At 55.7% G+C, this 13,494-nt stretch carries 11 protein-coding genes; 5 read left to right on the top strand and 6 right to left on the bottom strand.

Going from position 1 to position 13,494, the window contains the following annotated elements; all coding sequences use genetic code 11:
- Positions 1-13: 13 nt before the first annotated feature.
- Positions 14-1,201, top strand: coding sequence for a cystathionine beta-lyase (gene metC / locus OGX80_RS14150; protein ID WP_024130955.1), 1,188 nt, complete (start codon positions 14-16; stop codon positions 1,199-1,201).
- 131 nt (positions 1,202-1,332) lie between these two features.
- Entirely contained in the window at positions 1,333-1,992 is a 660-nt protein-coding gene (gene yghB, locus OGX80_RS14145) for a DedA family general envelope maintenance protein YghB (protein ID WP_012135142.1), read from the top strand.
- 47 nt (positions 1,993-2,039) lie between these two features.
- On the opposite strand, the gene OGX80_RS14140 is transcribed toward yghB, so the two are convergent.
- Positions 2,040-2,939: an AraC family transcriptional regulator gene (locus OGX80_RS14140; RefSeq protein WP_137675730.1), complete on the bottom strand. Its 900-nt coding sequence runs from the start codon at positions 2,937-2,939 to the stop codon at positions 2,040-2,042.
- A gap of 193 nt (positions 2,940-3,132) precedes the next feature.
- Here OGX80_RS14140 and yqhD point away from each other — a divergent pair, with 193 nt between their 5' ends.
- From yqhD to OGX80_RS14125, 3 genes are all read left to right on the top strand, one after another.
- A complete protein-coding gene (yqhD, locus tag OGX80_RS14135) occupies positions 3,133-4,296 on the top strand; it encodes an alcohol dehydrogenase (RefSeq protein WP_012135145.1) in 1,164 nt (387 codons plus the stop codon).
- A 103-nt stretch (positions 4,297-4,399) separates the two neighbouring features.
- Complete coding sequence (dkgA, locus tag OGX80_RS14130) at positions 4,400-5,227, top strand: 2,5-didehydrogluconate reductase DkgA (protein WP_012135146.1); 828 nt, start codon at positions 4,400-4,402, stop codon at positions 5,225-5,227.
- A gap of 112 nt (positions 5,228-5,339) precedes the next feature.
- Entirely contained in the window at positions 5,340-5,801 is a 462-nt protein-coding gene (locus tag OGX80_RS14125) for an HIT family protein (RefSeq protein ID WP_012135147.1), read from the top strand.
- A 57-nt stretch (positions 5,802-5,858) separates the two neighbouring features.
- Here the strand turns inward: OGX80_RS14125 and OGX80_RS14120 are convergent, their stop codons facing one another.
- The 5 genes from OGX80_RS14120 to OGX80_RS14100 all read right to left on the bottom strand — a co-directional run bounded on the left by OGX80_RS14120 (position 5,859) and on the right by OGX80_RS14100 (position 13,378).
- Positions 5,859-8,030, bottom strand: coding sequence for a YgiQ family radical SAM protein (locus tag OGX80_RS14120; protein ID WP_047461183.1), 2,172 nt, complete (start codon positions 8,028-8,030; stop codon positions 5,859-5,861).
- Between the two features lie 104 nt (positions 8,031-8,134).
- Complete coding sequence (ftsP, locus tag OGX80_RS14115) at positions 8,135-9,547, bottom strand: cell division protein FtsP (protein WP_012135149.1); 1,413 nt, start codon at positions 9,545-9,547, stop codon at positions 8,135-8,137.
- A gap of 70 nt (positions 9,548-9,617) precedes the next feature.
- Positions 9,618-10,355, bottom strand: a complete 738-nt coding sequence (plsC, locus tag OGX80_RS14110) for a 1-acylglycerol-3-phosphate O-acyltransferase (RefSeq protein WP_047461176.1) — start codon at positions 10,353-10,355, stop codon at positions 9,618-9,620.
- Positions 10,356-10,595: 240 nt separating this feature from the next.
- Entirely contained in the window at positions 10,596-12,854 is a 2,259-nt protein-coding gene (gene parC / locus OGX80_RS14105) for a DNA topoisomerase IV subunit A (RefSeq protein ID WP_012135151.1), read from the bottom strand.
- A 131-nt stretch (positions 12,855-12,985) separates the two neighbouring features.
- A complete protein-coding gene (locus tag OGX80_RS14100; RefSeq protein WP_012135152.1) occupies positions 12,986-13,378 on the bottom strand; it encodes a YgiW/YdeI family stress tolerance OB fold protein in 393 nt (130 codons plus the stop codon).
- Positions 13,379-13,494 lie beyond the last annotated feature (116 nt).

Raw genomic sequence — 13,494 nt, 5'->3', positions numbered from 1 at the left:
TGGGTACTCCAACATGGCAGAAAAACATCTTGAAACCAAACTGGTGAGCGCAGGACGCAGCAAAAAATACACGCTGGGATCGGTGAACAGCGTCATTCAGCGCGCCTCCTCGCTGGTATTTGACACCGTAGAAGCCAAAAAGCACGCCACCCGCAACCGCGCCAATGGCGAGCTTTTCTATGGCCGTCGCGGAACGCTAACCCATTTTTCGCTACAGGAAGCCATGTGCGAACTGGAAGGCGGCGCCGGATGCGCGCTCTTCCCCTGCGGCGCGGCGGCTGTCGCCAACACGATTCTGGCCTTTGTGGAACAGGGCGATCACGTCCTGATGACCAACACCGCTTACGAACCCAGTCAGGATTTTTGCACCAAAGTTCTCGCCAGACTCGGCGTGACGACCGGCTGGTTTGATCCGCTGGTCGGCGCGGATATCGTTAAGCATATTCAGCCCAATACGAAAGTGGTGTTTCTCGAATCTCCCGGCTCCATCACGATGGAAGTGCATGACATCCCGGCGATTGTCGGCGCGGTAAGACGCGTTGCGCCAGACGCTGTCATTATGATTGATAACACCTGGGCGGCGGGCGTGCTGTTTAAGGCGCTGGATTTCGGGATCGATATCTCCATCCAGGCAGGAACGAAATACCTGATTGGTCACTCGGATGCGATGGTCGGCACAGCCGTGTCTAATGCGCGTTGTTGGGAGCAATTACGCGAAAACGCCTATCTGATGGGGCAAATGCTGGACGCGGATACCGCTTATATGACCAGCCGTGGGCTACGTACGCTGGGCGTGCGCTTACGCCAGCATCATGAAAGCAGCCTGAAAGTCGCCGAGTGGCTGGCGAATCACCCTCAGGTCGCCCGCGTTAATCATCCCGCCCTTCCTGGCAGCAAAGGCCACGAATTCTGGAAGCGCGATTTCACGGGCAGCAGCGGGTTGTTCTCGTTTGTGCTGAATAAAAGGCTGAGCAATGAGGCGCTTTCCGCTTATCTGGATAATTTCAGCTTGTTCAGCATGGCTTACTCCTGGGGCGGCTTTGAATCCTTAATTCTGCCTAACCAGCCGGAACATATCGCCGCCATTCGTCCCGAAGGCGACGTTGATTTCACCGGCACGCTGATCCGTTTGCACATCGGTTTAGAGAATGTTGACGATCTGATTGCAGATTTAGCCGCAGGATTCACGCGTATTGTGTAAAGTTTCCGGTCATGGACAGAATTGCAGACACTCCGGGCAGAAAAGTCTGCATTTGTTGCGTCCGGGATCAAGGCATCCCGGGCAATTCAGGAGTACAATAGCCCCATAAACGCGGTTCCACAGGAAAGTCCATGGCTGTCATTCAAGATATTATCGCTGCGCTCTGGCAACACGATTTTGCCGCGCTGGCGGACCCACACGTTGTTAGCGTTGTCTACTTTGTGATGTTTGCCACGCTATTTTTAGAAAATGGCCTGCTCCCGGCCTCTTTTTTACCCGGAGACAGCCTGCTCTTACTGGCAGGCGCGCTGGTTGCACAAGGTGTCATGGACTTTGTCCCCACGATCCTTATTCTGACGACAGCCGCCAGTCTCGGCTGCTGGCTGAGCTATATTCAGGGGCGCTGGCTGGGAAATACGCAAACGGTGAAAGGCTGGCTGGCGCAGCTTCCCGTTAAATACCATCAGCGCGCGACCTGTATGTTCGACCGGCACGGCCTGCTGGCGCTGCTTGCCGGGCGCTTTCTGGCGTTTGTGCGCACCCTGCTGCCCACAATGGCGGGGATTTCAGGGTTGTCCAGCCGCCGGTTTCAGTTTTTTAACTGGTTGAGCGGGCTGCTGTGGGTCGGCGTGGTGACCAGTTTCGGCTACGCGCTCAGCATGATCCCATTCGTGAAACGTCATGAAGATCAGGTGATGACGTTTTTGATGATCCTGCCGATTGCCCTGCTGGCCGCCGGTTTGATCGGCACATTATTCGTCGTGATCAAGAAGAAGTATTGCAGCGCCTGATTTGCTGATTGCCGGATGGCGCTTACGCTTATCCGGCTTACACATGATTAGCTTCCCTGCATCATTCTCATTCGTGCCGCATCCTCCCCCGGCGTTACGCCAAAATAGCGTTTGAACTCCCGACTGAACTGCGACGCGCTCTCGTAGCCAACGCGCATCGCAGCGGCGCTGGCTTTCATCCCGTCGTGAATGATCATCATCCGCGCTTTATGCAGGCGATAGGTTTTCAGGTACTGCAACGGCGAGGTACTGGTAACGGATTTAAAATTATGATGGAACGCCGAGACGCTCATGTTGGCTTCCGCAGCCAGTTGCTCAACGTTCAGGTTCTCGGTGTATTTGGTTTCAATCCGCTTCAGCACCCGGCTAATCAGGCTGAAATGGGTCTGGCGGCTGACCAGCGCCAGCAGCGCGCCGCCACGCGGCCCCATCAGAACGTGATACAGAATTTCGCGAATAATCTGTTTCCCCAGAATGCGCGCATCCAGCGGCCTTTCCATCACATCTAACAGGCGTTCCGCCGCACAAAGAATGTCATCCGACAGCGTGGCGGAGTTAATCCCGCTTGCCGCCATCGACGGTTGAAACAGATCGTCCTCGCCAATGTCCATCAGCAACTCCTGCAATTGCAGGATATCAACATTCAGACGAATCCCCGCGAGCGGTACTTCCGGCGTCGCATAAGTTTCACATTCAAAGGGTAAAGGTACTGTCAGCAGCAGATATTCATTGGCATCGTACTGAAATACGCGTTCATTGATATAACCGATCTTATGCCCCGAAAAGAGAAATATGATGCCAGGCTGATACATCACAGGCGTGCGCAACCCCGGCTCCGTGCCGTAGAGCAGACGCACGTCAGGCAGGCAGTCATTCAGGTTATTTTGATTGTTTATCAGCTGCTTAATTTTATCTGTCAGCAACAGGCAGATGGCTTCACGGTTCATGGCGCGCTTTTTTCTCATCGGTTTACGACGCGTTGATTGTGCGCAAATTTATCTTTTTTCTCCAGCACTCTGGAGAAATGGGCAAGACATTGGCAGGAATGAGCATTGAGAGGAAGGCGGCTGGCGACCACAATGTTCACCATCAGGCAGACATTCGCCTGCCCACTTTTTTACCCACATAAGGGAACGAGCAATGAACAACTTTAATCTGCATACCCCAACCCGCATTCTGTTTGGTAAAGGCGCGATTGCCGATCTGCGCGATCAAATCCCTCAGGGCGCCCGCGTATTGATCACCTACGGCGGCGGCAGCGTGAAAAAGACCGGCGTACTGGATCAGGTACATGACGCGCTGAAAGGTCTGGACGTGCTGGAATTTGGCGGCATCGAGCCAAACCCGTCTTATGAAACGCTGATGAACGCCGTCAACATTGTACGTGATGAGAAAGTGACGTTCCTGCTGGCGGTCGGCGGCGGTTCCGTGCTGGATGGCACTAAATTTATCGCGGCGGCGGCGCAATATGACGAAGGCGTGGACCCGTGGCGCATTCTGGAAACCCGTGGCAACGACGTGAAAAGCGCCGTACCGATGGGATCGGTGCTGACGTTGCCGGCAACGGGTTCAGAATCTAACTCCGGGGCGGTGATTTCCCGTAAAACCACCGGCGATAAGCTGGCCTTTATGACGCCGTTCGTCCAACCCGTGTTTGCGGTGCTCGATCCGGTTTATACCTACACCCTGCCGCCGCGCCAGGTTGCTAACGGCGTTGTGGATGCATTCGTTCACACCGTTGAGCAGTATGTCACTTATCCGGTTGACGGAAAAATTCAGGATCGCTTCGCCGAAGGTATCCTGCTGACGCTTGTCGAAGAAGGCCCGAAAGCGCTGAAAGAGCCGGAAAACTACGATGTCCGCGCCAACGTGATGTGGGCGGCCACTCAGGCGCTGAACGGTTTGATCGGCGCGGGCGTCCCGCAGGACTGGGCAACGCATATGCTGGGTCATGAGCTGACGGCGATGCACGGCCTTGATCACGCGCAGACGCTGGCTATCGTCCTGCCTGCGCTGTGGAATGAAAAACGCGATACCAAACGCGCCAAACTGTTGCAGTACGCAGAGCGAGTCTGGAATATCACCGACGGTTCCGACGATGCGCGTATTGATGCCGCCATCGCCGCCACCCGCCGCTTCTTTGAGCAAATGGGCGTACCGACTCGCCTGTCTGATTACGGTCTGGACGGCAGTTCCATTCCGGCATTGCTGGCAAAACTGGAAGCGCACGGCGGCACAAATCTGGGTGAACATCAGGACATTACGCTGGATGTCAGCCGTCGGATTTACGAAGCGGCTCGCTAAGGTTTTTTCGCCTCTGGCTTTCGTTTTTGGACATTTCGTCCAGACTTAAGTCACACAACCTCACCGGAGTTTGCTCCGGTGAGATCGCATAAAGGAGGAACGCATGGCTAATCCAACCGTTATCAAGCTACAGGATGGCAACGTAATGCCACAACTGGGCCTGGGAGTCTGGAAGGCAAGCAACGAGGAAGCAATTTCCGCCATTCATAAGGCGCTGGAAGTGGGATATCGCTCCATTGATACCGCTGCGGCGTACAAGAATGAAGAAGGCGTCGGAAAAGCGTTAAAAGATGCCGGTATCGACCGGGAAGAACTGTTTATTACCACCAAACTGTGGAATGACGATCAGAAACGCCCTCGAGAAGCCTTGCAGGAAAGCCTGGATAAGCTCCAGTTGGATCACCTCGATCTCTATCTGATGCACTGGCCCGTTCCGGCTATCGACCATTATGTTGACGCCTGGGAAGGGATGATTGAACTGCAAAGAGAGGGGCTGGTGAAAAGCATCGGCGTGTGTAACTTCCAGGTAAACCACCTCCAGCGTCTGATCGATGAAACCGGCGTTACACCGGTGATCAACCAGATCGAATTGCATCCGCTGATGCAACAGCGTCAGCTGCATGCCTGGAATGCGACGCACAAGATCCAGACCGAGTCCTGGAGCCCGCTGGCGCAAGGCGGCGCAGGCGTTTTCGATCAGAAAATCATTCGCGATCTGGCGGATAAGTACGGTAAATCTCCGGCGCAAATTGTGATCCGCTGGCATCTGGATAACGGGCTGGTGGTGATCCCTAAATCCGTCACCCCTTCACGTATTGCGGAAAACTTCGACGTCTGGGATTTCCGTCTCGACAAAGACGAATTAAGCGAAGTGGCCAAACTTGACCAGGGTAAACGCCTGGGGCCGGACCCGGATCAGTTCGGCGGCTAACCTTCCTTTCCGGCCCGACATTTCTGTCGGGCTTTTTGACTACCAGGCGGGTTTGGTAGAAAGTGTTGAGTCGGTACGACGCGAATTGTGAACTCAGCAACGGAGAAAAGGAATGAGCTGTATTTTTTGCCAAATCGTTGAGGGTAAAGCCCCCTGCCATAAGATCTGGGAAGACGAGCATCATCTGGCCTTCCTCTCCATCTTCCCGAACACCGACGGTTTTACGGTGGTGATCCCGAAGAAGCATTATCCCAGCTATGCGTTCGACTTGCCGCCGCAGGCGCTGGCCGATCTGATGCTTGCCACCCAAAAAGTGGCGAAAAAGCTGGATAACGCCTTCCCGGATGTGGGACGTACGGGAATGTTTTTTGAAGGATTTGGCGTGGATCATGTGCACAGCAAGCTCAGCCCGATGCACGGCACCGCTAACCTGAGCGAATGGAAGCCTATTGAATCGCGGCAGGCGAAATTCTTTGAACAGTACGAAGGCTATTTGTCATCGCATGACCACGAGCGGGCGGATGACGAAAAACTGGCGGCGCTGGCCGCCAGAATTCGTGAAGCGAACGCGTAATCCGTCCGTTTGCCGGATAGCGGTGCAGGCACCTTATCCGGCAAACAGCTAACGGGTTTAACGTCCGGCTACCTTGCTGCGTTTTTTATTGCCCGCAGGCGTCTGACGCTGATGCGCCACTGGCGTATGCTTAGTCAACGCCGGGCGCGTGTTGCGGTTCTGACGACGGGCTTCACGCATCTCGTCCAGCGTAGGCGCCGGAACCAGACACTCGCGACGACTGCCAATCAGATGCTTTTTCCCCATCTCTTCCAGCGCCTGGCGAATCAGCGGCCAGTTCGCCGGATCGTGGTAACGCAGCAGCGCTTTATGCAGACGACGCTGTTTGTCGCCTCTCGGCACCACTACGTCTTCACTCTTATAGCCAATTTTACCCAGCGGGTTTTTCCCGGTGTAATACATGGTCGTTGAGTTCGCCAGCGGCGACGGATAGAAGTTCTGCACCTGATCCAGACGGAAGCGATGGCGTTTCAACCACAGCGCCAGATTCACCATATCTTCGTCCCGCGTACCGGGGTGCGCAGAGATAAAATACGGGATCAGGTACTGCTCTTTCCCGGCCTGTTTTGAGTAAAGGTCGAACAGTTCTTTGAAGCGATCATAGCTGCCCATGCCCGGCTTCATCATCTTCGACAGCGGCCCTTCTTCGGTATGCTCCGGCGCAATCTTCAGATAGCCGCCCACATGATGGCTCGCCAGCTCTTTGATATAACGCGGATCTTCAACAGCAATGTCGTAACGCACGCCGGAGGCGATCAGGATCTTCTTGATGCCTTTCAGATCGCGGGCGCGGCGATAGAGGTTGATCGTCGGCTCATGGTTGGTATCCATATGCGAGCAGATATCCGGGTACACGCACGACAGGCGGCGGCAGGTTTGTTCCGCGCGCGGCGACTTACAGCGCAGCATATACATGTTGGCCGTCGGCCCGCCGAGATCGGAAATCACGCCGGTAAAGCCCGGGACGGTATCGCGGATCGCTTCGATCTCATTGATGATCGAATCTTCTGAACGGCTCTGAATAATGCGGCCTTCGTGTTCGGTAATCGAGCAGAACGAGCAGCCGCCGAAACACCCGCGCATGATGTTAATCGAGAAGCGGATCATTTCGTAAGCCGGAATGCGGCTGTCACCGTATGCCGGATGCGGCACGCGCTTATACGGCAGCGCAAAAACGCTGTCCATCTCTTCGGTAGAGAGCGGAATGGCGGGCGGGTTGATCCAGATATAGCGATCGCCATGCTTTTGCATCAGCGCACGCGCGCAGCCAGGGTTGGTTTCGTGATGCAGAATACGCGACGCGTGCGCATACAATACCTTATCGCCCTTCACCTTCTCAAAGGACGGCAGCAGCACGTAGGTTTTCTCCCACGGCTTCGGACGCGGCGGCTGAACGGTCACGGCTTTGGCTTCCTGCTTTTTCGGCGCAACCGGTTTGTTATCCGCGCACGGCAGATCTTCGCCATACGGATGGGGGATCGGATCAATTTTCCCCGGCGTATCCAGACGCGTGGAATCAACCCCACTCCAGCCCGGCAGGGCTTCTTTAACAATAATCGCGGTGTTACGCACATCGCGGATCTGGCCGATCGGCTCCCCCATTGCCAGGCGGTGCGCAACTTCAACCAGCGGGCGCTCGCCGTTGCCGAACATCAGCATATCGGCTTTCGCATCCACCAGCACCGAGCGGCGTACGGTATCAGACCAGTAATCATAGTGCGCGGTACGACGCAGGCTGGCTTCAATACCGCCAAGGATCACCGGCACGTCTTTCCAGGCCTCTTTACAGCGCTGGGTATAGACCAGCGTCGCACGATCCGGGCGCTTGCCCGCCACGTTATCCGGCGTATAGGCGTCGTCATGGCGCAGTCGGCGATCGGCGGTATAACGGTTGATCATCGAGTCCATGTTGCCCGCTGTGACGCCGAAAAACAGATTCGGTTTCCCCAGACGCATAAAATCATCTTTGCTGTTCCAGTCCGGCTGGGCAATGATGCCGACACGGAAACCCTGCGCTTCCAGCATACGACCGCAAATCGCCATCCCAAAGCTCGGATGATCGACATACGCATCACCGGTAACCAGAATAATGTCGCAGCTATCCCAGCCAAGTTGATCCATTTCGTCGCGTGACATCGGCAAAAAAGGCGCGGGACCAAAACAGGCCGCCCAGTATTGAGGCCAGGAGAAAAGATCTCTGTCTGGCTGGATCAGGGATATTGCGCTCATAATGCTTCCAAAAAAATGGTAAAAAAATAATCAAAGGCCGGGGATTATATGCCGGAACGAAAGAGAAAGGTATTCACTTCTCGCCCTTGCGGGCGAGGGAAGATTTACGGCGCCGGGTTCACCAGCATTTGTCCGATAGACCCCCGGTCGGCCATTTCCAGCGTCTGGCTGTTGAAGTAGAACGGGAAGTGCGCCCAGGATGGCTGTCCGTAATAAACCAGCAATTCCACCTGTCCGTCCACCCATACCGTATCTTTCCAGCCCCGATCTTCCGGGAACGGCATGGCGCCATTGACGTTGCGGATCAGGAAAGAGACACCCTCAATATGGAAGGGCTGCGGCATATCGGCGCGAACGGTCCAGCGCTCCCAGGAACCTTGCTGGGCGGTGATATCAATGCGGTTGACGTCCCACAATTGCCCATTGATGCCGGGATCGTCCCCGAGGCTGATATCCCGGCTGCGAATCGGCGCGCCGCTGACAATCTCCGTGGGCAATAAACGCATCGGCAGGCTGTCAGTCACCAGCGGCAGTAGCCCGGTTGGCCGTAAGGTCAGCACCAGCGTAGAGACCAGAATGCTGGAAGGTTCAAAGAAGCCACGGATGCGATCGACAATACTGGCCGCTTCCCCGCAGGTGATCGACACCTCATCGCCATTGGTCATATCGACCAGAATTTCCCGGCGTTCACCGGGCGCCAGCGACAGTTGTTTAACGGACACCGGCGCGGGTAAAAGTCCCTGATCGCCAGAAATAACATGCAGCGCGCGACCGTCGCTCATTTGCAACTGGTAACGGCGAGAGTTCGACGCATTCAGCAAGCGCAGGCGAACCCAGCCGCGGGAAACCTCCACGTAAGGACTCTGTGCGCCGTTGACCAGCAGCGTATCGCCAACAAACCCGCCGCTGCCCGGTTCGCTGTACTCCGGCGTGCCGAAATTATCCAGCCGCTTATCCTGGATAATGATCGGGAAATCATCCACGCCGTAATGATTGGGGATCGGCAGCGATTTGCTGACCTCATCCTCGATCAGCCACATCCCGGCAAGGCCGTTATAGACCTGCTGCGCGGTACGGTTTGGCGTATTGGCGTGATACCACAGCACGGCGGCGTTCTGACGAATCGGCAATACCGGCGCCCAGTCAGCGTTGGGCGACATCATCCGCGCAGGGCCGCCCATCAGCGGCCCCGGCACCTGCAATCCGCTGACGGTCATGGAGACATTTTCAGTCAGACGGTTGCTGTAGATGAGCTTAACGTCATCCCCTTTCCAGACGCGAATCGTCGGCCCCAGGTAACGCCCGTTAATCCCCCAGACGGGCGCGCGCGTACCCTGCGTAAAGGACCAGTGCGCGCGCTGCAACGTCATAAACAACGGCTGCCCGCGACGGGACTCCAGCAGCGGCGGAACGGGCAGAGGCTGCTGCTGACCGGCTGCATTAGCCTTCAGCGGAACGGCACCGGCACACAGTGCGATCCCCGAAGCCTGAATGAACTGACGCCGACTGAGTGACATATAAGCTCCATTTAAAACAGACAAAGAGTGCGCAGGAAGTCGTTTCCCACAAAAACGCGATCACACTGATTCAGACTTTGCCGGTCGCTTCGCGCTCTGCAATTTCCTGATCGAGTTCTGCAATTTTTTGTTCCATCAACGAGCGGCAATGCGCCGCCAGTTCACGAACCTGATCCTTACCAAACTGGCTGATGTCCACCGGCGGCAGCATCTCTACAATCACCAGACCGTTATTCAGTCGGTTAAGCTTAATTTTATTCGATGTATTGGAAACACACACCGGAATCACCGGAACACCGGCGGCGATAGCGGCATGAAAGGCGCCGGTTTTAAACGGCAACAGGCCACGGCCACGGCTGCGCGTTCCTTCCGGGAACATCCAGATAGAGATACGGCGCTTTTTAAAATGGCTCACCACTTCCGCGATTGTGCCGTGCGCTTTGGCACGATTATTTCGGTCAATCAACAAGTTACCGGTTAACCAGTACAGCTGGCCAAAAAACGGGATCCAGACCAGGCTCTTTTTGCCGACCGTCACCGTAGGCGGTTGCACAATGTTTGCTGCCGTCACCATATCGTAGTTGTTCTGATGGTTAGCGATATAGATAGCGTTGCCATAGCTTTCGGCATCAGCAGGCTTACGGCACTCCACCTTCAGGCCATAAAGCGGCGCCAGACGGCCAAACATATGGCCAAACGTCGCGACGTGCTTCGGGTTACGCGGGCTGAAAAGGCAGTAGATCGAACCGAAAATGCAGACAAGAATGCAGTAAATAACGGTAATGATTAGACGAAAGATATATAGCATAACAACCTCTGAAGGCCTAAGAGCGTCGCATTCTACGTCACCTGATATCAGGTTAGGGCTTTGTTAAGAGCGGCTCTCTGGAAAAGCGTATTGTTAATCGCAATGCGCGAATAAACAACGGTTTTACGGGAAATTTTATTGTTAATCCGGCCTGACAGCATCGTTAAAACCGCAGGCCGGACAAGGCGTTTACGCTGCCATCCGGCACAATGAGATGGCCTGATGGCGCTTAAAATCGCCTTATTCTTCGCTGTCGCCGTCGCGGGCGCGTCGTGGCGAGTCAATCTCAATACGATCGATGCGCTGCAAACCGCGCATCAGCGTACCGCGACGACCGCGCTCGCCGGTCACTTTTTGCAGCTCTTCAGGGCGCAGTTTGATTTTGCGCTTGCCGACATGAATCGTGAGCGTGCTTTGCGGCGGCAGAACGTAGAGCTGGGCCAGCGTATCGTCGCCTCTGGCCGCTTCCGCAGACGGAATGTTGATGATCTTGTTCCCTTTCCCCTTCGACAACTGCGGCAGATCGCTGACCGGGAACATCAACATACGCCCGGCGGCGGTGATCGCCAGCAGCATATCGGTTTCATCTTCAATCACCACCGGCGGCATAACGTGCGCGTTTTCCGGCAACGTGATCAGCGCTTTACCCGCGCGGTTGCGGGCCACCAGATCGTTAAAGGTACAGACGAAACCATAGCCTGCGTCCGAGGCCATCAGCAGTTTCTGCTCATCCCCTTCCATCAGCATATGCTCTACGGTCGCGCCCGGCGGCAGCGTCAGCTTACCGGTCAACGGCTCGCCCTGACCACGCGCCGACGGCAGCGTAATCGGGTCGATGGCGTAGCTGCGCCCGGTCGTGTCGATAAACACCACCGGCTGGTTGCTCTTGCCTTTCGCCGAGGCTTTCCAGCTGTCGCCCGATTTATAGTTCAGACCCTGCGCGTCAATATCATGGCCTTTGGCGCTACGCACCCAGCCCATCTGCGACAGCACGATCGTCACCGGTTCAGACGGCAGCATGTCATGCTCGCTCATCGCTTTAGCTTCTTCACGCTCGCGCAGTGGGGAGCGGCGATCGTCGCCATACGCGTCTGAATCCGCCTGCAACTCTTTCTTCAGCAGGGTGTTCATTTTGCGCTCGGAGGCCAGAATGCCCTGCAATTGATCGCGTTCTTTCGCCAGCTCATCCTGTTCGCCGCGAATCTTCATCTCTTCCAGTTTGGCGAGATGGCGCAGTTTCAGTTCGAGGATGGCTTCGGCCTGAGTTTCCGTGATGCCAAAACGCGACATCAGCGCCGGTTTCGGTTCATCCTCATGGCGGATTATCTCAATCACTTCGTCGATATTGAGAAACGCCACCAGCAAACCTTCCAGAATATGCAGGCGCTTGAGGACTTTCTCCAGACGATAGTTCAGGCGGCGGCGTACGGTATCGCGACGGAACGCCAGCCATTCGGTCAGGATCTCCAGCAGGTTTTTCACCGCCGGGCGACCGTCCAGACCGATCATGTTCAGGTTGATGCGGTAGCTCTTTTCCAGGTCCGTGGTCGCAAACAGGTGGTTCATCACCTGCTCCATATCCACGCGGTTGGAACGCGGCACGATCACCAGACGAGTCGGGTTTTCGTGATCGGACTCGTCGCGCAGATCGTCAACCATCGGCAGCTTTTTGTTCCGCATCTGGGCAGCGATCTGCTCCAGTACGCGAGCGCCGGACACCTGGTGCGGCAGCGCGGTAATCACCACCGCGCCATCTTCTTTTTTCCATACCGCGCGCATACGCACGGAGCCGCGACCATTTTCGTAAATCTTACGGATTTCCGCACGGGAGGTGATGATTTCCGCTTCAGTCGGGTAGTCCGGCCCCTGCACGATATCCAGCACCTGCTCAAGCGTTGTTTTCGGCTGCTCAATCAGGGTGATCGCGGCTTTCGCCACTTCGCGCAGGTTATGCGGCGGAATGTCTGTCGCCATCCCAACGGCGATGCCGGTGGTGCCGTTGAGCAGAATATTGGGCAGACGCGCAGGCAGCATCTTCGGCTCTTGCAGGGTGCCGTCAAAGTTCGGCACCCAGTCCGCCGTCCCCTGACCGAGTTCGCTCAGCAGGACTTCCGCGTATTTCGACAGACGGGATTCGGTATAACGCATCGCCGCGAAGGATTTCGGATCGTCCGGCGCGCCCCAGTTCCCCTGCCCGTCAACCAGCGGGTAACGGTAAGAGAACGGCTGCGCCATCAGCACCATCGCTTCATAACAGGCGCTGTCGCCGTGCGGATGGTATTTACCCAGCACGTCGCCGACGGTACGGGCGGATTTTTTAAATTTGGCGCTGGCATTCAGCCCCAGTTCAGACATCGCGTACACGATGCGACGCTGAACCGGCTTCAGTCCGTCACCAATAAACGGCAACGCCCTGTCCATGATGACGTACATGGAGTAGTTCAGATAGGCGTTTTCCGTGAATTCATGCAGCGCAAGGCGCTCTGCCATATCGCTCATTAATCGTGGTTCCTCAACTGTTAGCCTGAACAATAACCCAGTATCCGTCAGGCAATATTGCCGCAGATACTACCTTATCTGGCGCGTTGAGTCACAAAGAAAAAGGGCCGCGAGTGCGGCCCTGATGGGGTTTATTTGGCGACTTTGGTGATTTGCTTCACGTCGATTTCAACGGAATTCCAGTCTTTATCCACTTCGCCCTGGATTTCAACCAGGTCCTGCGGCGTTACGGTAACGCCGTTCCAGCGTTTGTGGTCGATATCGACATTCACCGTCCCGGTGGCATCCTTGAACAGATACAGATCGTCGGAGATACGCTCAACGATGTTACCGCGCAGGGTGACCCAGGCGTCATCACGCATTGATTTCGCGCTTTCTACGGTCGTATTACTCCCGTTCGGGCCAACAAACCCGCCGCCCTGACTTTGCGTCGCCGTCGGGCCAGAAAATCCACCTTGCTGAGCCGCCAGAACCGGAGCGGAACACAACGCCATTACGGCAACCATTGCAGCCAATTTTTTCATGACTCTCTCTCCCTTTTTACGCTGTTTCGTCTCAATTAAATAAGGTAATCCTTAACAACTTCTTAAGGCAAAAAAAGATACTTTTTTTTCTGTACAACGCGCGCCACGACAGGGTT

It is taken from the genome of Citrobacter sp. CK194 (assembly GCF_030333395.1).
Lineage (GTDB): Bacteria > Pseudomonadota > Gammaproteobacteria > Enterobacterales > Enterobacteriaceae > Citrobacter_B > Citrobacter_B koseri.
Note: the sequence above shows the minus strand (reverse complement) of the source record. Positions and strands in the feature narration are given on the sequence as shown.